The 19,962-nt window shown below is 58.9% G+C and carries 21 protein-coding genes; 15 read left to right on the top strand and 6 right to left on the bottom strand.

Annotated elements, in window-relative coordinates:
* The first annotated feature begins 17 nt into the window (after nt 1–17).
* Nucleotides 18–1,094 (top strand): aminopeptidase, encoded by a 1,077-nt coding sequence (locus AC1DIG_RS09935; RefSeq protein ID WP_477767166.1) that lies wholly within the window; start codon nt 18–20, stop codon nt 1,092–1,094.
* Nucleotides 1,095–1,211: 117 nt separating this feature from the next.
* Here the strand turns inward: AC1DIG_RS09935 and AC1DIG_RS09930 are convergent, their stop codons facing one another.
* Both AC1DIG_RS09930 and AC1DIG_RS09925 read right to left on the bottom strand, forming a co-directional pair.
* Nucleotides 1,212–1,862, bottom strand: a complete 651-nt coding sequence (locus AC1DIG_RS09930; RefSeq protein WP_477767165.1) for an HAD family hydrolase — start codon at nt 1,860–1,862, stop codon at nt 1,212–1,214.
* Between the two features lie 27 nt (nt 1,863–1,889).
* Nucleotides 1,890–2,435: a gamma carbonic anhydrase family protein gene (locus tag AC1DIG_RS09925; RefSeq protein WP_477767164.1), complete on the bottom strand. Its 546-nt coding sequence runs from the start codon at nt 2,433–2,435 to the stop codon at nt 1,890–1,892.
* A gap of 62 nt (nt 2,436–2,497) precedes the next feature.
* On the opposite strand from AC1DIG_RS09925, the gene prlC reads away from it, so the two are divergent.
* Nucleotides 2,498–4,576: an oligopeptidase A gene (gene prlC / locus AC1DIG_RS09920; protein ID WP_477767163.1), complete on the top strand. Its 2,079-nt coding sequence runs from the start codon at nt 2,498–2,500 to the stop codon at nt 4,574–4,576.
* Nucleotides 4,573–4,863, top strand: coding sequence for a YheV family putative zinc ribbon protein (locus AC1DIG_RS09915; protein ID WP_145017727.1), 291 nt, complete (start codon nt 4,573–4,575; stop codon nt 4,861–4,863). Before prlC ends, AC1DIG_RS09915 begins: the two co-directional genes overlap by 4 nt.
* A gap of 134 nt (nt 4,864–4,997) precedes the next feature.
* Here the strand turns inward: AC1DIG_RS09915 and AC1DIG_RS09910 are convergent, their stop codons facing one another.
* On the bottom strand, nt 4,998–5,654 hold the full coding sequence (locus AC1DIG_RS09910; protein ID WP_477767162.1) for a dual specificity protein phosphatase family protein: 657 nt from the start codon (nt 5,652–5,654) through the stop codon (nt 4,998–5,000).
* 330 nt (nt 5,655–5,984) lie between these two features.
* On the bottom strand, nt 5,985–6,287 hold the full coding sequence (locus AC1DIG_RS09905) for a hypothetical protein (RefSeq protein ID WP_477767161.1): 303 nt from the start codon (nt 6,285–6,287) through the stop codon (nt 5,985–5,987).
* A 244-nt stretch (nt 6,288–6,531) separates the two neighbouring features.
* Here AC1DIG_RS09905 and AC1DIG_RS09900 point away from each other — a divergent pair, with 244 nt between their 5' ends.
* From AC1DIG_RS09900 to AC1DIG_RS09890, 3 genes are all read left to right on the top strand, one after another.
* A complete protein-coding gene (locus tag AC1DIG_RS09900) occupies nt 6,532–7,590 on the top strand; it encodes a PA0069 family radical SAM protein (protein ID WP_477767160.1) in 1,059 nt (352 codons plus the stop codon).
* A 244-nt stretch (nt 7,591–7,834) separates the two neighbouring features.
* A complete protein-coding gene (locus AC1DIG_RS09895) occupies nt 7,835–8,566 on the top strand; it encodes a carbonic anhydrase (protein WP_347928518.1) in 732 nt (243 codons plus the stop codon).
* A gap of 89 nt (nt 8,567–8,655) precedes the next feature.
* Nucleotides 8,656–10,194, top strand: coding sequence for a SulP family inorganic anion transporter (locus tag AC1DIG_RS09890; RefSeq protein WP_477767159.1), 1,539 nt, complete (start codon nt 8,656–8,658; stop codon nt 10,192–10,194).
* Between the two features lie 58 nt (nt 10,195–10,252).
* On the opposite strand, the gene AC1DIG_RS09885 is transcribed toward AC1DIG_RS09890, so the two are convergent.
* Nucleotides 10,253–10,903 (bottom strand): hypothetical protein, encoded by a 651-nt coding sequence (locus AC1DIG_RS09885; protein ID WP_477767158.1) that lies wholly within the window; start codon nt 10,901–10,903, stop codon nt 10,253–10,255.
* A gap of 373 nt (nt 10,904–11,276) precedes the next feature.
* On the opposite strand from AC1DIG_RS09885, the gene coxB reads away from it, so the two are divergent.
* The 4 genes from coxB (at nt 11,277) to AC1DIG_RS09865 (ending at nt 15,700) form a co-directional block, all read left to right on the top strand.
* Nucleotides 11,277–12,404 carry a cytochrome c oxidase subunit II gene (gene coxB, locus AC1DIG_RS09880; protein ID WP_477767157.1) on the top strand — a complete coding sequence of 376 codons (1,128 nt, stop codon included), beginning with the start codon at nt 11,277–11,279 and terminating at the stop codon, nt 12,402–12,404.
* Nucleotides 12,405–12,486: 82 nt separating this feature from the next.
* Nucleotides 12,487–14,082, top strand: coding sequence for a cytochrome c oxidase subunit I (gene ctaD, locus AC1DIG_RS09875; protein WP_477767156.1), 1,596 nt, complete (start codon nt 12,487–12,489; stop codon nt 14,080–14,082).
* Nucleotides 14,083–14,220: 138 nt separating this feature from the next.
* Complete coding sequence (locus AC1DIG_RS09870; RefSeq protein WP_477767155.1) at nt 14,221–14,778, top strand: cytochrome c oxidase assembly protein; 558 nt, start codon at nt 14,221–14,223, stop codon at nt 14,776–14,778.
* Between the two features lie 34 nt (nt 14,779–14,812).
* Nucleotides 14,813–15,700 (top strand): cytochrome c oxidase subunit 3, encoded by an 888-nt coding sequence (locus AC1DIG_RS09865; RefSeq protein ID WP_019694465.1) that lies wholly within the window; start codon nt 14,813–14,815, stop codon nt 15,698–15,700.
* 8 nt (nt 15,701–15,708) lie between these two features.
* Here AC1DIG_RS09865 and AC1DIG_RS09860 read toward each other — a convergent pair whose 3' ends face one another.
* Nucleotides 15,709–15,912, bottom strand: a complete 204-nt coding sequence (locus tag AC1DIG_RS09860; RefSeq protein WP_019694466.1) for a twin transmembrane helix small protein — start codon at nt 15,910–15,912, stop codon at nt 15,709–15,711.
* A 69-nt stretch (nt 15,913–15,981) separates the two neighbouring features.
* On the opposite strand from AC1DIG_RS09860, the gene AC1DIG_RS09855 reads away from it, so the two are divergent.
* From AC1DIG_RS09855 to AC1DIG_RS09835, 5 genes are read left to right on the top strand one after another with little or no spacing between them, the layout of a single operon-like run.
* Nucleotides 15,982–16,722, top strand: coding sequence for an SURF1 family protein (locus AC1DIG_RS09855; protein ID WP_477767154.1), 741 nt, complete (start codon nt 15,982–15,984; stop codon nt 16,720–16,722).
* Nucleotides 16,688–17,278: a hypothetical protein gene (locus AC1DIG_RS09850; protein WP_477767153.1), complete on the top strand. Its 591-nt coding sequence runs from the start codon at nt 16,688–16,690 to the stop codon at nt 17,276–17,278. The genes AC1DIG_RS09855 and AC1DIG_RS09850 overlap by 35 nt, the downstream gene beginning before the upstream one ends.
* 10 nt (nt 17,279–17,288) lie before the next feature.
* A complete protein-coding gene (locus AC1DIG_RS09845; protein ID WP_477767152.1) occupies nt 17,289–18,368 on the top strand; it encodes a COX15/CtaA family protein in 1,080 nt (359 codons plus the stop codon).
* A complete protein-coding gene (cyoE, locus tag AC1DIG_RS09840; protein WP_477767151.1) occupies nt 18,356–19,255 on the top strand; it encodes a heme o synthase in 900 nt (299 codons plus the stop codon). The genes AC1DIG_RS09845 and cyoE overlap by 13 nt, the downstream gene beginning before the upstream one ends.
* Nucleotides 19,252–19,887 (top strand): SCO family protein, encoded by a 636-nt coding sequence (locus AC1DIG_RS09835; protein WP_427531128.1) that lies wholly within the window; start codon nt 19,252–19,254, stop codon nt 19,885–19,887. Before cyoE ends, AC1DIG_RS09835 begins: the two co-directional genes overlap by 4 nt.
* Nucleotides 19,888–19,962: the final 75 nt, after the last annotated feature.

The raw sequence follows: 19,962 nt of genomic DNA, 5'->3' as shown, positions 1-19,962 counted from the left end.
CCCAAGGATGATTTGATGTGATCAGGCTGCTTTCAAGCCATCGGTTACTTGATCGCGTTTTGCGCGTTTTGTTTCCGACCGCGTTGCTTTTGTTGCTGAACGGTTGCTCGAGCGTCAATTACTACAGCCAGTTGGCCAGCGGTCAGTGGCAATTGCTGCGCGCGCGTGAGCCGGTGAGCGAGGTGGTTGCCGACCCTGCGCGTGACGCGAAACTGCGCGCGCACCTGGCTCAGTCGCAAAAGGCCCGAGAGTTCGCCAGCCAGCGGTTGCACTTGCCAGACAACAAAAGTTATCGCCTCTATGCCGACATCGGCCGACCGTACGTGGTGTGGAATGTGTTCGCCACGCCGGAGTTTTCCCTCAAGCCGCAGAATCATTGCTTTCCGATTGCCGGGTGCGTGGCCTATCGCGGGTATTACAGCCAGAGCGCCGCGCGAGGCGAAGCGGCGTTGCAGCGTCAACAAGGTATGGACGTGTCGATCAGTGGCGTTGAAGCCTATTCGACCCTGGGCTGGTTCAATGACCCGATCATCAGTTCAATGATGAACTGGGGTGACGAGCGTCTGGCGACGCTGATTTTTCACGAGTTGGCGCATCAGCGGTTTTATGTGAAGGACGACACGGAGTTCAACGAGTCTTTCGCCACCTTCGTCGAACAGGAAGGCACTCGCCAATGGCGTGCGGCGCGTGGTTTACCGCCGGCCGGCAAGGCTCAAGAGCAGCAACGTGATCAACTTACCCGGCTGATTCTGGACACCCGTACGCGACTCGAAAAACTCTATGCATTGCCCCTGGCGCCCGAACAGATGCGCCAGCGTAAAGCCGCCGAGTTCGACCGTTTGCGCAGCGATTATCGAACCCTGCGCGACAGCCAATGGGCCGGCGACAAGCGCTTTGATGCCTGGATCAATGCCCCGATGAACAACGCCAGGTTGCTGCCATTCGGGCTCTATGACCAATGGGTGCCGGCGTTTTCCGAGGTGTTCAAACAGTCGGGTGGGGATTGGCTGAAGTTTTATGCGGCCGTGGAGAAATTGGGAGCGTTACCCGTAGAACAACGCAAGGCTGCGTTGAAGGCGTTGGCAGCCCTTTAAGATTTGCGTTGGGTGAACTGACGCCATCGCGAGCAGGCTCGCTCCCACATTAGACCGAGTCGTTAGGTAAGTACGCGATCCCCTGTGGGAGCGAGCTTGCTCGCGATGGCGGTACAACTAGCGCTGCAAAAACGCCTGATGCAACTCGGCCAATGTCTCGAAGTGATACGCCGGCTGTTCGGCGCTCAATTCTTCGTGGCTGCCGAAGCCATAACCCACTGCTGCCGCGTCCAATCCGTTGCGCTTGGCGCCGATCAGGTCGTGTTTGCGGTCGCCGATCATCAGTGTGGTGGCCGGGTTCAGGCCTTCTTCGGCCATCAAATGGGCGATCAGCTCGACCTTGTCGGTGCGGGTGCCATCCAGTTCGCTGCCGTAGATCACTTTGAAGTGCCGATCGAAACCGAAGTGCCGGGCGATTTCCCGGGCGAAAATCCACGGCTTCGACGTTGCGATATACAGCTGCCGCCCTTGCCCATCAAGGGTTTCCAGCAATGGCATGACACCGTCGAACACGCGGTTTTCGTACAGACCGGTAACCTTGAAGCGCTCGCGATAGAAATTCACCGCCTCCCAGGCCTTGGGCTCGTCGAAGTCGTAGAACTGCATGAAGGCTTGCAGTAATGGCGGGCCGATAAAGTGTTCGAGCTTGGTCAGGTCAGGCTCGTCGATCCCCAGTTTGCTCAAGGCGAACTGGATCGAGCGAGTGATGCCCTCACGCGGGTCGGTCAGGGTGCCATCGAGGTCGAATAAAACGGTTTGGTAATGCATGAATATTCCTGAGTGAGCCTGCCGGTGTCAGAGCTGGTCGTAGCCTTCGGCCAGATGCAGGTCTTTGAGCTTCACGTAATTCGCTGCGCTGTAGGTGAAAAACGCCCGTTCCTTGTCAGTCAGTGGACGAATCTGTTTCACCGGGCTGCCGACATAGAGGAAACCGCTTTCCAGGCGTTTGCCCGGCGGCACCAGGCTGCCAGCGCCGATGATCACATGGTCTTCGACCACCGCGCCGTCCATGACGATGCTGCCCATGCCGATCAGGATCCGGTTGCCGACTGAGCAGCCGTGCAGCATGACTTTGTGGGCGATGGTCACGTCGTCACCGATCAACAGCGGGAAGCCGTCGGGGTTGAAGGGGCCGGCGTGGGTGATGTGCAGCACGCAGCCATCCTGCACGCTGGTGCGCTGGCCAATGCGGATGCGGTGCATGTCGCCGCGGATCACGGTCAGCGGCCAGACAGAGCTGTCTTCGCCTATTTCGACGTCGCCGATCACCACCGCCGAGCTGTCGACAAAGGCGCCTTTACCGAGCACGGGGGTGTGGTTCTGGTACTTGCGAAGGGACACGATAGGCTCTCTCTCTGTTGTTGATAGCTGCGGTTGGCGTCGATTGTAATTAAGATGGCCGCATGTTTCTTCCAGCCAAGGTGCCAACCGTGAGCGTGAACAATCCTCTTTTGCAGCCCTACGACCTGCCGCCGTTCTCGGCGATCCGCGCCGAGCACGTACTACCGGCCATCGAACAGATCCTCGCGGACAACCGCGCTGCCATCGCCGAGATCCTTAAAACCCAGGGCAAACAGCCTACCTGGGCGGGTCTGGTGCTGGCGATGGACGAACTGAACGATCGCCTGGGCGCAGCCTGGAGCCCGGTCAGTCACCTGAACGCGGTGTGCAACAGTGCCGAACTGCGTGAGGCTTACGAGTCCTGCCTGCCGGCGCTGAGTGCCTACGCCACCGAAATGGGTCAGAACCGCGAGCTGTTCCAGGCCTATGAAGCGCTGGTCAATAGCCCGGAAGCGGCCGGTTTCGATGTCGCGCAAAAAACCATTCTGGAACACGCGCTGCGTGATTTCCGTCTGTCGGGTATCGATTTGCCTGCAGCTGAGCAAAAGCGTTACGCCGAGGTGCAGAGCAAGCTGTCGGAGCTGGGAAGCCATTTCTCGAACCAATTGCTCGATGCCACCCAAGCCTGGACCAAACACATCACCGATGAGGCCGCCCTCGCCGGCCTGACCGATTCGGCCAAGGCGCAAATGGCTGCTGCGGCCCAAGCCAAAGATCTGCAAGGCTGGCTGATCAACCTGGAATTCCCTAGCTACTACGCGGTGATGACCTACGCCCAAGACCGCGCGCTGCGCGAAGAAGTCTACGCCGCTTACTGCACCCGTGCGTCGGACCAAGGCCCGAACGCCGGTCAGAACGATAACAGCCCGGTGATGGAAGAAATCCTCGACCTGCGTCAGGAGCTGGCCAAGCTGCTGGGGTTCGCCAGTTTCTCGGAGCTGAGCCTGGCGACCAAAATGGCCGAGTCCAGCGATCAGGTGCTGAGCTTTCTGCGCGATCTGGCCAAGCGCAGCAAACCTTTCGCCGCGCAGGATCTCGAGCAACTCAAAGCCTATGCCGCCGAACAGGGCTGCCCTGATCTGCAAAGCTGGGACAGCGGTTTCTACGGCGAAAAGCTCCGTGAACAGCGTTACAGCGTTGCTCAGGAAGCGCTTCGCGCGTACTTCCCGATCGATAAAGTGCTGAGCGGCCTGTTCGCCATCGTCCAGCGTCTGTATGGCATCGAAATCGCCGAGCTGAAAGGTTTCGACACCTGGCACCCGGACGTTCGCCTGTTCGAAATCAAGGAAAATGGCGAACACGTCGGGCGCTTCTTCTTCGACCTGTATGCCCGAGCCAACAAGCGCGGCGGTGCCTGGATGGACGGTGCCCGCGACCGTCGCCGTACCGCTGAAGGTGTATTGCAGAGCCCGGTGGCTAATCTGGTGTGCAACTTCACCCCGGCTGACAGCGGCAAGCCTGCCCTGTTGACCCACGATGAAGTCACCACGCTGTTCCACGAATTCGGTCACGGCCTGCATCATCTGCTGACCCGCGTTGAATATTCCGGTGTGTCCGGGATCAACGGCGTGGCGTGGGACGCGGTCGAGCTGCCAAGTCAGTTCATGGAAAACTGGTGCTGGGAGCCCGAAGGCCTGGCGTTGATCTCCGGTCATTACGAAACCGGCGAGCCGCTGCCGCAGGACCTGCTGCAAAAAATGCTCGCCGCGAAGAACTTCCAGTCCGGGCTGATGATGGTTCGCCAGCTGGAATTCTCGCTGTTCGACTTCGAACTGCATGCCACCCATGGCGACGGCCGTAGCGTGCTGCAAGTGCTCGAAGGCGTGCGCGATGAGGTTTCGGTGATGCGTCCGCCGGCCTACAACCGTTTCCCTAATAGCTTCGCGCACATCTTCGCTGGCGGTTACGCGGCGGGTTACTACAGCTACAAATGGGCTGAAGTGCTGTCGGCCGATGCCTTCTCGAAGTTCGAGGAAGAAGGCGTGCTCAATGCCGCCACCGGTCGTGCGTTCCGCGAGGCGATCCTGGCCCGTGGCGGTTCTCAGGAACCGATGGTGCTGTTCGTCGATTTCCGCGGACGTGCGCCGTCGATTGACGCACTCTTGCGCCACAGCGGCCTCGATGAGGACGCGGCAGCATGAGTGACGCGCCAGTGAGCAAAACCAAGAAACGCTTCATCGCCGGGGCAGTCTGCCCGGCGTGCAGCGAGCCGGACAAGTTGATGATGTGGAGCGAAGACGAGGTGCCGCACCGCGAATGCGTGGCTTGCGGTTATTCCGACACGCTGAACGAGCAAGGTCTGTCGGTGCCCAAGGAATTGGGGACGCGGGTCAATACCACCGCGGTGAAGGTCCCGGACGCCAAGGTCCAGGCGGTGCAGTTCTTTCCCAATCCGAAGCTGAAGAAAAAGCCCGACGATCACTCCTGATCTCCCGGCGCTTTGAAATCCGCCTTTGAGCCTGATCGCTCAAGGGCGGTATTACCGACTGACGCCACACTCCTCGATTGCAGGTTCACGACCCGCCTTGCCTGTTTGGGTCAGGGCTTGTTGTGGCATGTCCCTCAGAACTTCGGTTCTTCGCTATTGACCGTTTTTAACCAGCTTTTCATCGAGCAGGTCGCAAACACACTGGTACTGCAATCGCCGTTGGCCAGTGCGGTACGCAGCTTGTCGATATCTGCCTTCATCATGTAGCGAATGCCGTTCTTGAAGTGGGTATTGTCGTCGAAACCACCCTGGGTCATTTCGTTCAGGGCATCTTCCTTGCTCCAGCCTTGCACCACCACGCGGTACATCGCAGCCATCAGGCCAGTGCGATCCGATCCGCGTTTGCAATGGATCAACACCGGGCCTTTGCTTTGACCGGTTTGAATGGCCCGCAGCGCACTCAGCACCTCGCTGTCATCGACATGGCTGGTCTTGTATGGCAACTGCACCAGATTGATTCCGGGGGTCGATAGCCAGCTTGTGTCGGACTCGGGCAGAAAATTGATCACCGTCGTGATCTGGAGTTTTTCCAGCAGTGGCAGCGCTCCGTGATCGGGAAGTGTGCTGCGGTAGAGGGTCGGTGACATCTGGTAAAGGCCGTACTGCGCTTCGACGGGTTGGGCCCATTCTGCAGGACGGATGGATGGGGTTTGCTCGGCCTGAACCTGATCGAACGCAAAGATCGCCATGAACGACAGGCACAGAGCGAGCAAGAGGTGGTTTTTCGACATGAGTCAGGGGGGCCGTGGATGAAGGAATGGGCGACTTAGAGCCCAGCCTGAACCCTGAGCAGTCAAAGCGATGTGAGGGGCTTGTCAAAGAATCGTTAAGCCTGAGGGTGCCTTTGACTGTTACGAGGATGGCAGTTGTCGCGTGTTTGTCGGATCAGATGGGGTGAAGGGGGTGAGTTTTAAAGGTGAAAGAAATGGTTAAGCGATTTGAGTAATTCGTTAAATGTTCTTAATGGTTTAAATTGAAATAACTAACGCCTGCGAAACTATTTTCGCAGGCGTTAGTGTCTGGGTCTTAGCCCGTATTAAAAAGTACCGAACCAGGTCCCTTCAGGGATTTACAATGTTGGCATAGGCTTTGGCCAGCGCCAGCAGCTTGGCTTTGTCCTCGGCATCAATATCACCATCACCGTCCACATCCTCGCGTACGGTCCCTAGGGTGAAGGAGTGCCCGCCGTCGCTGGAAATCGCCGTCATGAAAATCGAGTCCACCAGTGTCTCGGTTGGCACTTTATTTTCCGCATCCCAACCCAGTTCTTTACGTGCAAGTTGCAGTGAAACCAGAGTGTTCGGCTCCGAAGGGCCTGGTTGCATTAGTTGTAGAAAAATACCGCGTTGATTAAAGAAAGACATTGTTAAATCCTTTTAAGGGTTATCCCGTTTAGTGTTGCTTGTGCCAGGGATAATACCGGTTGCCTCTGTCGGATAACCAATAGTTATATGTTTCTCATTCTTACGCATGTAAGTGGTTTAACAAGTAGTTATATATAACGAATAGGGTGTCAGCCTGACGCCTTCGCTGAAGGTGCCGAACGGCACTGGCCTGACACCGGATCTTCCGATACTGTATATGCATACAGTCAAGAGGGTTTTCCCAATGTTCACGCCCTTGCCACCTCGCGGACGCGGGACCGCCAGCAACCCGCACAATCGCTTTGCGCCGAACCGTTCGGTGGCAGAAGACGATGGCTGGTACCAGGAAGTACCGCTGACCCAAGGCACCGAGGTGCGCATCGAGACGGCGAAAACCATCATCACCCGCAACAACTCGCCCGACCTGCCCTTCGATCGCTCGATCAATCCCTATCGAGGTTGCGAGCACGGCTGCATTTACTGCTATGCACGACCCAGTCATGCCTATTGGGACCTGTCACCCGGGCTGGATTTCGAAACGAAGCTCATCGCCAAAAGCAATGCTGCCGACGTGTTGGAGCAGCAGCTTTCCAAGCGCGGTTATCAGTGTGCGCCGATCAACCTGGGCTCCAACACCGATCCCTATCAGCCGATCGAGCGCGAACACAAAATCACCCGGCGAATTCTGCAGGTGCTGCTGCGCTACCGGCATCCGGTGACGATTATCACCAAGGGCTCATTGATTCTTCGCGATCTGGATCTGCTCGGTGAACTCGCCGAACAGCGTCTGGTGGCGGTGATGATCAGCCTGACCAGCCTCGACGACGAACTCAAGCGCATCCTTGAGCCGCGAACGGCCGCCCCGAAGGCGCGGTTACGGGCGATGCGGGTCATGCGTGAGGCCGGGATCCCGGTGGGCGTTTTGTGTTCGCCGATGATCCCGATGATCAACGACAGTGAACTGGAAAGCCTGCTGACCGAAGCTCACGCGGCCGGCGCGCAGAGTGCGGCTTACATGATGCTGCGCCTGCCGCTGGAAGTGGCACCGTTGTTCGAGGAATGGCTGGCGGCCCACTATCCGCAGCGTGCAGCCCATGTATTGAGCTTGATCCGTCAAAGCCGCGGCGGTGAATTGTATGACAGTCGCTTTGGCGCTCGCATGCGCGGCGAAGGGCCGTTCGCCGATCTGTTGGCGCAACGCTTCGCCAAAACGATAAAACGTCTTGGGCTCAATCAACGTGAAGGCTTCAACCTGGACTGCACAGCCTTTTGTCCGCCCGGTGCTCAAATGTCGTTGCTTTAGCAACAATTGGCCTAAGGTTGAGTAGTGGAAACGCTGGGGGGTTGATACGCTGGTCACGTTTTTTGTGACCTGTAACACAGGTTCTAGAGCGGTTTATTCAGTTTGAGTTAAGTTTCGGTGGTTACCTTGTTCATTGAGTGACTGGATGGTCACTGACCAGTGGCCTGGATGTTTTCTAACCAGTCGCTGGCTTTATCCCAGGTAAATCGGGAAAATTTTCCTACTCCGTCAAAGAGGATGAATCATGAGTGACAAGGATAAACAGCCGTTGGCTGCGTCGGCTTCCGCCCTCCCTGTGGCTGAAAGCGCCGATGCAGCGCTGCAGCACATCGTTGATGGTTTCTTACACTTCCACCACGAGGTCTTCCCGCAACAGGAAGAACTCTTCAAGAAACTCGCCACGGCTCAACGGCCCCGAGCGATGTTCATTGCGTGCGCGGATTCTCGCATCGTTCCCGAGTTGATTACCCAAAGCGCCCCAGGCGATCTGTTTGTCACCCGCAACGTTGGTAACGTTGTGCCACCCTATGGCCAGATGAACGGCGGCGTTTCCACGGCCATCGAATATGCGGTGCTGGCCCTTGGCGTGCAGCACATCATCATTTGCGGACACTCCGATTGCGGCGCCATGCGAGCTGTACTCAATCCGCAAAGCCTGGAAAAAATGCCCACGGTCAAAGCCTGGCTGCGTCACGCCGAAGTGGCAAAAACCATGGTCCAGGAAAACTGCCATTGCGCTGACGAAAACGAAAGCATGCAGGTGCTTACCGAAGAAAACGTCATCGCCCAGTTGCAGCATTTGCGCACTCACCCTTCAGTGGCCTCGCGCATGGCCAACGGTCAGCTGTTTATCCATGGCTGGGTCTACAGCATCGAAACCAGCGAAATCAAAGCCTACGATGCGGATAAGGGCTGCTTCCTGCCTCTGGATGGCAGTCATCCGATTCCCGTGGCGACGCCCAAAGCGCGTTTCTAAATCCTCCTAAACACCTTGTCTGGTCTGGCCAAGGCTGCTGAAAAAGCGGTCGGGCTTCGCCACGCCTGAAGAATCTCAGGAGAACGCTCATGCGTGCTGCGCAATTGAAAGCTGTTTTGCCACGGGAGCTGCTGGCTTCGGTGGTGGTGTTTCTGGTCGCCCTGCCCTTGTGCATGGGCATTGCAATCGCTTCCGGCATGCCGCCGGCCAAGGGCCTGATCACCGGGATTATCGGTGGTCTGGTGGTCGGTTGGCTGGCAGGTTCGCCGCTGCAAGTCAGCGGTCCGGCTGCGGGGCTGGCGGTATTGGTCTTTGAACTGGTGCGCCAGCATGGGGTGGCGATGCTCGGACCAATTCTGTTGCTGGCCGGGTTTCTGCAACTGGTGGCCGGGCGTTTGCGGCTGGGCTGCTGGTTCCGCGTGACGGCGCCAGCGGTGGTCTACGGCATGCTGGCAGGCATCGGGGTGCTGATCGTGCTGTCGCAGATACATGTGATGCTCGACGGTGTTCCCAAGCCTTCAGGCCTGGACAACCTCAGCGGGTTTCCGGCGGCCATTGCCCAAGCCTTGCCGACGCTGGGTGGCGGGCTGGGTTGGCAAGCCGGTCTGCTTGGGCTGTCGACGATTCTGGTCATGGGACTGTGGGAGAAATTTCGCCCGCAAGCGCTGCGTTTCATTCCTGGCGCGTTGCTCGGCGTTGGTTTGGCGACCCTTGCCAGTCTGGCGCTGGCATTGAACGTCAAACGGGTCGAAGTCCCGGCTAATCTCGCCGAGGCAATTGACTGGCTGAAGCCGGCCGACCTGTTGAATTTCGCCGACCCCAACCTGCTGATCGCCGCCTTCGCCGTAGCTTTTATCGCCAGCGCCGAAACCCTGCTCTCGGCCGCCGCGGTGGATCGCATGCACAGCGGCGAGCGTTCGGATTTCGACCGCGAATTGTCCGCCCAAGGTATCGGCAACATGCTCTGCGGTCTGGTCGGCGCGTTGCCAATGACAGGCGTGATCGTGCGCAGTTCAGCCAACGTACAGGCCGGCGCCAAGACGCGGTTGTCGGCGATTTTCCACGGTGTCTGGCTGCTGGCGTTTGTATTGCTGCTGTCCAGCGTGTTGCAAAGCATCCCGGTCGCCAGTCTGGCGGGCGTGCTGGTGTATACCGGGGTGAAACTGGTGGACTTGAAGGCGTTTCGCAGACTGGGCCGCTATGGCCGGATGCCAATGTTTACCTATGCGGTGACTGCGCTGGCGATCATCTTCAGCGACTTGCTGACCGGTGTGCTGATCGGTTTTGGCTTGACCCTGGCGAAGCTGGCCTGGAAGGCCTCGCGCCTTAAAATCAGCCTGATCGACCTTCCGGCAGAGGGCGAAATGGAGTTGCGACTGATGGGGGCTGCGACTTTTCTCAAGGTGCCGGCGTTGACCCGGGTGCTGGGGACCATTCCGGCGGGTGCGACAGTGCATGTGCCGCTCAATAACCTGAGTTACATCGACCACTCATGTCTGGAGTTGCTTGAGGAATGGGGGCGGGCCAATGCCAGCAAAGGCTCGAGACTGCTGATCGAGGCGCGCGGACTGAAACGCCGGCTGGAGGGGCGATTGCGGACGACCGTGGGGGTGGGTTCCGCCGGATAGATACCAGTGTGGGAGCGAGCAAGCTCGCTCCCACAGGTGTTCGGTTTTTACAGTTGGATCAAGCCGCCGGCTGATCCAGTTCCAGCTCTACTCCCAGCTGGCGCGACAGGCATGGCCAGCGCTTCCAGGCGGCGCCGGTGTCCGGGCTGTTGAGTTTTTCCCGGTAGGCTTCGACGGACTCCAGCGCGAAGCTTTCTTCGTTCAGCATCTCATCAACGGCGTGATGTACAGCCTCATCCAGTTGATTGGCGAAGTCCTCGCCGATCAGTTGGTGGGCAATCAGGTTGGCGACAGTCATGTCCAATGGGATCAGTGGCTGGCCGAAATGTTTGATGTAAAGGTCGTTAACCTCTTCTACCAGGCGATGTGCCAGGTAGGCTTCGTCCAGCAGGCCATCCAGGCCTTCGTGACCGGCCATGATCGCCGGTGGCTGGAGGAAGAATTGCTCGGCGATATTCAGCACCGGCTTGATCTGCGATTCGATGCCCGCTTCGCGAGCTACGTCGTTGGCAGCGTCGAGCAGGTCCGGCACTTGTTCTATATAAGCGGTGACAAAACGGGTCATCACGCCTTTCGCGTCAACGTCAGGCAGTTGGATAGCGGAATGCAGGTGCGGCAATTGGACTTCCAGCTGACGGGTCAGCTGACCGGTTTCGGCTTCATGTTGTTGTGCACGTTGAATCTGCTCGCGCAATGCGGCGGTGTTCATGAAAACTCCAGGAAACGAATGCAAGGAAATAGGGGAAGACATAAGTTAGCCTGCTTATACAAGTGGCTAAGACGTATTTGTCATAATTATTTCACCTTTCATGCCACTGCGTTATATCGATTTGCCATCACCGATCCCACATCCTTCTCCATCCGTGGCCTGTGACGCAAGTGCCAGGTGTTTCAGCTCATTTACGCCATCGCGTTGCGGGGTCGCACTCGCTGTCTATACTCGGATCTGAATGGAGTTAGCTGATGACGCCCGACTGCGTAGGCAGCAAGGCCCGGCGATTCAAGTTCGTAGTCTGAAAAAGCCGCTCCCTTGCCGTCGGTGTTAGCCGGCGGGATAACAAGAACGATAAGGGGAACCCGCAATGATGCGACATCCACATGTCTGGATGGGCCTCCTGTTGTGGTCGATTTTCGGTCAGGCGCAAGCGGCCTGGACTGTGAATATGGCGCCTGGAGCGACTGAAGTCAGTCACGCAGTATTTGACCTGCACATGACCATTTTCTGGATCTGTGTGGTGATCGGCATCATCGTTTTCGGCGCGATGTTCTGGTCGATGATGGTGCATCGGCGCTCCACCGGGCAGGTGGCCGCCAAATTCCATGAGAGTACGACGGTCGAGATCCTCTGGACCGTAGTGCCTTTCATCATTCTGGTGGCCATGGCCGTTCCGGCGACCGCCACCCTGATCAAGATGTACGACACCAGTGAGCCGGATATCGATATCCAGATCACCGGTTATCAGTGGAAGTGGCATTACAAATACCTGGGTCAGGACGTCGAGTTCTTCAGCAACCTGGCCACCCCGCAAGAGCAAATCCACAACAAGAGCGCCAAAGGCGAAAATTACCTGTTGGAAGTCGATCAGCCGCTGGTGCTGCCGACCGGTGCCAAAGTGCGCTTTCTGGTGACCTCCGCCGACGTCATCCACTCGTGGTGGGTGCCGGCGTTTGCGGTCAAGCGCGATGCGATTCCCGGGTTCGTCAACGAAGCCTGGACCCGCGTCGACAAGCCGGGTATCTACCGTGGCCAGTGCGCCGAACTGTGCGGCAAAGACCATGGCTTCATGCCGATTGTGGTCGACGTCAAAACCCAGGCCGACTACGACACCTGGCTGACCGAGCGCAAAGCCGACGCCGCCAAGCTCAAGGAACTGACCAGCAAAGAGTGGACCCTGGACGAGCTGAAGGAGCGCGGTGACAAGATTTATCACACCACCTGCGCTGCCTGTCACCAGCCTGAAGGCCAGGGTATGCCACCGCTGTTCCCGGCACTCAAAGGTTCGCCCATCGCGACCGGGCCTATAGAGGATCACCTGCACCGTGTGTTCTTCGGCAAACCCGGCACCGCCATGGCGGCGTTCGGCAAGCAGTTGTCGGAAGTCGATATCGCCGCCGTCGTGACCTACGAACGAAATGCCTGGGGCAACAACAAAGGCGACATGGTCACCCCTAAAGACGTACTGGCCCTCAAACAGGCGGCAAGCAAATGACCCGGTCTATTGCGTGTTCCCTTGAACGCTTGGGGCTAAGCACCCCGAGCCGCCCAGCCCACCCGTTTGCAGGAGACAGGCCATGAATGCTGTGAACGATGACCACGGTCATGCAATCGTCGACAACCACGTCCACGGTCCGGCCAAGGGCCTGATGCGCTGGGTGCTGACCACCAACCACAAAGACATCGGCACGCTGTACCTGTGGTTCAGCTTCATGATGTTCCTGCTGGGCGGCTCGTTCGCCATGGTGATTCGCGCCGAGTTGTTCCAGCCCGGGCTTCAGATCGTCGAACCGGCGTTCTTCAATCAGATGACCACCATGCACGGTCTGGTGATGGTCTTCGGTGCGGTGATGCCGGCGTTTGTCGGCCTCGCCAACTGGATGATCCCGCTGATGATCGGCGCGCCGGACATGGCCCTGCCGCGGATGAACAACTTCAGCTTCTGGCTGTTGCCGGCAGCGTTCCTGCTGCTGGTGTCGACGCTGTTCATGCCGGGTGGCGGACCGAACTTCGGCTGGACCTTCTACGCCCCGCTATCGACGACCTACGCCCCGGAAAGCGTGACCTTCTTCATCTTTGCCATCCACCTGATGGGTATCAGCTCGATCATGGGCGCGATCAACGTGATCGCCACCATTCTCAACCTGCGTGCGCCGGGCATGACCCTGATGAAAATGCCGCTGTTCGTCTGGACCTGGCTGATCACCGCGTTCCTGCTGATCGCGGTAATGCCGGTGCTGGCGGGTTGCGTGACCATGATGCTGATGGACATCCACTTCGGCACCAGCTTTTTCAGCGCTGCCGGTGGTGGTGATCCGGTGCTGTTCCAGCACGTGTTCTGGTTCTTCGGCCACCCCGAGGTGTACATCATGATCCTGCCGGCGTTCGGTGCCGTCAGCTCGATCATTCCGACCTTCTCTCGCAAGCCACTGTTCGGCTACACCTCGATGGTCTACGCCACGGCGAGTATTGCCTTCCTGTCGTTCATCGTCTGGGCGCACCACATGTTCGTGGTCGGCATCCCGCTGGTGGGCGAGCTGTTCTTCATGTACGCGACGCTGCTGATCGCGGTGCCCACCGGGGTCAAGGTGTTCAACTGGGTCAGCACCATGTGGCAAGGCTCGCTGACTTTCGAGACGCCGATGCTGTTTGCCGTGGCATTCGTGATCCTGTTCTCGATTGGCGGGTTCTCCGGGTTGATGCTGGCCATCGCCCCGGCGGACTTCCAGTACCAGGACACCTACTTTGTGGTCGCGCATTTCCACTACGTGCTGGTGCCAGGGGCGATCTTCGGGATCTTCGCTTCGGCCTACTACTGGATGCCGAAATGGACCGGCCACATGTACGACGAAACCCTCGGTAAGCTGCACTTCTGGCTGTCGTTCATTGGCATGAACATGGCCTTCTTCCCGATGCACTTCGTGGGCCTGGCGGGTATGCCGCGGCGGATTCCGGACTACAACCTGCAATTTGCCGACTTCAACATGGTGTCGTCGATTGGCGCGTTCACCTTCGGGGCAACGCAGATTTTCTTCCTGTTCATCGTGATCAAGACCATCCGCGGCGGCCCGGCGGCCCCGGCGAAACCTTGGGACGGCGCGGAAGGCCTGGAGTGGAGCGTGCCATCGCCGGCGCCGTATCACACCTTCGTCACGCCACCGGAAGTGAAATGAACAGCTTTTCTTGTGTGGGAGCGACGGTGCGGCGATCCGACTTGCTCGCGATGAAGGCGGCTCGGTGTGTCAGGCGCGCCGCTATCGCGAGCAAGCTCGCTCCCACAGGGTTCCATTTCCATACAGAGGCCCGCCGCCGTGGCTGACTCTATTTCCTTGAAGAAGCTGGTTACCCGGCTGCTGTTGGTGGTGGCCAGCATGTTTGTCTTCGGGTTTGCACTGGTGCCGATTTACGACGTGATGTGCAAGGCGTTCGGCATCAATGGCAAAACCGCCGGGCAGTACGAAGGCGAGCAGGTGGTCGACACGTCGCGGCAAATTCGCGTGCAGTTTCTGTCGACCAACGCCGTGGACATGGTCTGGGAGTTTTATCCCAAGGCCGACGACATGGTGATCAATCCGGGGGCGGTGAACGAGATGATCTTCGTCGCCCGTAACCCGACCGATCACCCAATGAGCGCGCAGGCGATACCGAGCATTTCTCCAGGCGACTCAGCGGTGTATTTCCACAAGACCGAGTGCTTCTGCTTCACCCAGCAGGTGCTGCAACCCGGTGAACGAATCGAAATGCCCGTCCGTTTCATCGTTGACCGTGAGATTTCCAAGGATGTGAAGCACCTGACGCTGGCTTACACGCTGTTCGATATCACCGCACGTCATCCACCGGTCGCGGCCAACACCAATGCCGGTCCTTGAGACGTACAAGCGTGCCCGATAAGGAGAACAATAAATGGCAACTCATGAACACTATTACGTTCCCGCCCAGAGCAAATGGCCGATCATTGCCACGATCGGCATGTTCGTCACGGTGTTTGGCCTGGCCACCTGGTTCAACGACCTCAAGGCAGCGCGCCCGGAATCCCACGGCCCGCTGATCTTCTTCGTTGGCGGTCTGTTGCTGGCCTACATGCTGTTCGGCTGGTTCGGCACGGTGATCAAGGAAAGCCGGGCGGGGCTGTATAGCTCGCAGCTCGATCGCTCGTTCCGCTGGGGCATGAGCTGGTTCATTTTCTCCGAGGTGATGTTCTTCATCGCCTTCTTCGGTGCGCTGTTCTACGTGCGCAACCTGTCCGGGCCGTGGCTCGGTGGTGAGGGCGGCAAGGGCATCGCGCACATGCTCTGGCCGAACTTCCAGTTCGCCTGGCCGCTGCTGCACACCCCTGACCCGACACTCTTCCCGCCGCCCAAGGAAGTCATCAGTCCCTGGGGCTTGCCGCTGCTGAACACGGTGTTGCTGGTGAGCTCCAGCGTCACGGTGACCATCGCCCACCATGCCTTGAAAAAGGGCCATCGCGGCGCACTGAAGCTCTGGCTGGCGCTGACGGTACTGCTGGGCTGTGCGTTCCTCAGCTTCCAGGCCAAGGAATACATCCACGCCTATCACGAACTGGGGCTGACCCTGGGCTCAGGCGTGTATGGCGCGACGTTCTTCATGCTGACCGGTTTCCACGGCGCTCACGTGACCATCGGCACGATCATCCTGTTCGTGATGCTGATGCGGATCATGCGTGGGCATTTCGATGGCGATCACCAGTTCGGCTTCGAGGCGGCCAGTTGGTATTGGCACTTCGTCGATGTGGTGTGGATTGGCTTGTTTGTCTTCGTTTACGTGCTTTGAGGCGGCACTTACCAGGGGGCGCTGGACACCAACTGGCCGCTGAAGAATCCCCAGGCAATCAAGCCGACGGTGATGGCAGCCAGGCCGACACGAACACTCAGGGCGGTGACCAGGCGTTTTGAGCTGCTGTCGTCCTTGACCAGAAAAAACAGGCCGCTGAACAGACTGACAACCGTGGCAATCAGCATCAGGACGATGGCTGCTTTGAGCATGGTGAGACTCCGGGGGAATGCGATGTACTTGAGTATAGCTACCCTGTTTATCAACTTTTTGGCGACGCCATGAAGCGCTTTCGGCCAGGTATCGCGCCGACCCTGGTGGTGCTCGCGCTGCTGCCGTTGCTGGTCTTTCTGGGTTTTTGGCAATTAAGTCGGGGCGAGCAGAAACGCGTGTTACTGGAGAGCTACGCCGAACGCCGCGTGGCTGAACCGATGGCCAGCGAACACCTGTCGAGCACACAAGACCCGGCCTTCCGACGCGTTCGCCTGCATGGTCAGTTCGATGCGGCCCACAGTTACCTGCTGGACAACCGCACCCGCAATGGCCGGCCAGGGGTCGAGTTGCTGCAACCCTTTCACGACCAGGCGAGCGGTCTCTGGTTACTGCTCAATCGCGGCTGGCTGCCGTGGCCGAACCGGCGCACACCGCCCGTGTTCACCACCCCCGAGCAATCGTTGAGTCTCGACGCCTGGGTGTATGTCGCTCCGGGTGCGACCTTTCAACTGCATGCCGATCCGGCGAACGCCAACTGGCCACGGCTGGTGACGGCGATCGATCCGGCCAAGCTCTGGAGCGAGCTGGGCCGAACCGGGTTTGCTTACGAATTACGTGAAGAAGCCGGGCCGGCATCTTATGTGGTTGATTGGCCGGTCGTGGCCATGGGGCCGGAAAAACACCTCGGTTATGCCGTGCAGTGGTTCGCCATGGCGCTCGCGCTGTTCGGTCTTTATCTCTATTTCGGATGGCACAACGCAAAGGAGAAACAGCATGGGAGCGGCCATGAATCCACCCAACATGTCTGAAGCGCAGGCGCCACAGCGTCGTCGTGGGCGCTGGCAGTTGGTGCTGATCCTGCTGATGGTGATTGGTCCGATGATCCTCGCCACCGGCATGTACAAGTTGCAGTTCTGGGTGCCGGAAGGTCGCAGCTATCACGGTGAACTGATCGGCAACGGTCAGAGCCGTGCCGAGTTGGGGGTGCAGGCGGACGAAGACCGCTGGCAGATGCTCGTGACCGCACCGCAGGACTGCTCGGTCGATTGTCAGCAGTTGGTGTACCTGGCCCGGCAGATTCAGGTCGCTCTGGGTCGTGATGCCTCGCGTGCCAGCCATGCATTGGCCGTCTCCCAGCCCTTGAGCGCGGACTATGAGGCCAAGCTCAAACTCGAATACCCGCAGTTGCAGCGTTATCCACTGGACCTTTCGACCTACACTAAAAATGTTCAGGGCAAAGGCTCGGCGCAGCTCTGGATCATCGATCCGCACGGCAATCTGGTGCTGCGCTTCGACCCCTCCGTCAAAGGCAAGGACCTGCTCAACGACCTGCGCCACCTGCTGAAACTGTCGAACATCGGATAAGGGCATCGTCATGGCCAAACCTGGATTTCGCCTCGCGCTGTTTGCCACCTTGCTGGCACTGATTGTCGTCTTGCTGGGCGCCTATACCCGGCTGACCCACGCCGGCCTTGGTTGCCCGGACTGGCCGGGTTGCTATGGGTTTATCAGCGTGCCCAAGAGTGAAGCCCAACTGGCCCATGCCGAGTTGCATTTTCCGGACACACCGGTGGTTGCCCACAAGGGCTGGAACGAGATGATTCACCGCTATTTCGCCGGCACCCTCGGATTGCTGATTGTGTTGCTGGCGGCACGTGCCTGGACCCATCGTCATCATCTGGACCAACCTCTGAAGCTGCCGTTGTTCTTGCTCGCGGTGGTGTTTGCCCAAGCGGCCTTTGGCATGTGGACGGTCACCCTCAAGCTCTGGCCGCAGGTGGTGACGGGACATTTGCTGGGTGGCTTTGCGACCTTGAGCCTGCTGTTTCTGCTGACTTTGCGCTTGTCCGGCGTATTGCCGGCGCTGATCGTGCCGCGACGTCTGCAGTACTGGGCGACGGCCGGATTGCTGCTGGTGATCGGACAGATCGCTCTCGGCGGCTGGGTCAGTGCCAACTACGCGGCGGTGGCCTGTATCGACTTCCCCACTTGTCACGGCCAATGGTTGCCACCGGCTGATTTCGCCAATGGCTTTCACCTGACCCAACACATCGGCCCCAATTACCTCGGCGGGCAGCTCGACAGCGATGCGCGCACGGCGATTCACCTGACTCACCGCATTGGCGCTTTGCTGGTCACGCTGGTGCTGCTGGGGCTGGCCTGGCAGCTCAAAGTCGTCGGCATGACCCGACTCGCCGGGTTGGTACTGGGGGCGTTGGCGGTGCAGATCACCCTGGGCATCAGCAATGTGCTGTTTCACCTGCCGTTGCCGGTGGCCGTTGCCCATAACGCAGGCGGCGCGGCGCTGTTGCTGACGATGGTGCTGGTCAACTATCACGCACGAACCAGCCTGGTTCGAGTCAGGCAGCAGACGTCCGGGCGTTGGCGTTTCAGCCCGCGTAAGCACACCGCCGGGCCCATAACAATAAAAGGAGAAATGCCATGGCGACTCTGATCGGCGAACGTCAACGCCAAGCGATCTGGCGTGACTATCTGGAGCTGACCAAGCCGAAAGTCGTGGTGTTGATGCTGATCACTTCGCTGGTTGGTATGTTCCTCGCCACGCGTGCCGGGGTTCCGTGGACGGTGCTGGTGTTTGGCAATCTGGGGATTGGTCTGTGCGCGGGCGGCGCGGCGGCGGTCAACCATGTGGTGGACCGGCGGATTGACGCGGTGATGGCGCGCACGCACAAGCGGCCACTGGCCGAAGGCCGGGTTTCACCGACCGCCGCACTGACCTTCGCGCTGTTGCTGGCGGTGGCCGGGCAAGCCTTGTTACTGGCCTTTACCAACCCGCTGACGGCGTGGCTGACCCTCGCCTCGTTACTGGGCTATGCAGTGGTCTACACCGGTTTTCTCAAGCGGGCAACGCCGCAGAACATCGTTATCGGCGGACTGGCCGGCGCCGCACCGCCACTGTTGGGTTGGGTCGCCGCCACCGGGCATGTCAGCGCCGAACCGCTGCTGCTGGTGCTGATTATCTTTGCCTGGACCCCGCCACACTTCTGGGCGCTGGCGATTCATCGCAAGGAGGAGTACGCCAAGGCCGATATTCCCATGCTGCCGGTGACTCACGGCGAGCATTACACCAAGATCCACATCCTGCTTTACACCTTCGCCCTGCTGGCTGTGAGCTTGATGCCTTATGTCATTCACATGAGCGGCTTGCTGTACCTGGTTTGCGCCCTGGGACTGGGCGCAAGGTTTCTGCAATGGGCCGTGGTGCTGTACCGTGGCACTCAGCCGCACGCGGCGATCAGCACCTTCAAGTACTCTATTTACTACTTGTTCCTGCTGTTTATCGCCCTGCTCGTAGACCACTACTTATTGTTGAACCTATGACCCGAACCCAGAAAACCGTCTTCATTCTTGTTGCCCTGATCGCGCTGGTCCTGGGGCTTACCGTCAACAAAGTACTGTCTGGCAAAGGCCAGGGCGATCCGACTGCGCTGATCGACGCCGGGATCATCCTGTTGCCGCAAAGCCGCAACCTGCCGGATGTGCAGATGACCAATCAGGACGGTCAACCGGTGACGGTCAACGCCTTGAAAGGCAAGTGGAGCCTGCTGTTCTTTGGTTACACCTTCTGCCCGGACATCTGCCCGACCACCCTGGCGCAACTGCGGCAGATCAAGAGCGAGCTGCCAGCGGACGCGGTCGACAAGTTGCAGATCATTCTGGTCAGCGTCGACCCGAACCGCGACACCCCCAAGCAGCTCAAGCAATACCTGGGCTACTTCGATCCGCAGTTTGTCGGCCTGACGCCGGCTTCGGTCGATGACCTGCAAAAAGTCGCCAATGCGGTGAGCATTCCGTTCATTCCGGCGGACACCAGCAAACCCAACTACACCGTCGACCACAGCGGCAACCTGGCGGTGATCGGGCCGGACGGCACACAGCGCGGGTTCATTCGTGCACCGTTGAACAACACGAAACTGGTGGCTCAGTTGCCGGTGATGCTCAAGCGTCAGTAAACACCCCCAAAACTAATGTGGGAGCGAGCTTGCTCGCGATAGCGGACTGACATTCAAGATCGATGTTGGCAGTGA

It is taken from the genome of Pseudomonas sp. 05N431, assembly GCF_056397005.1.
Note: the sequence above shows the minus strand (reverse complement) of the source record. Positions and strands in the feature narration are given on the sequence as shown.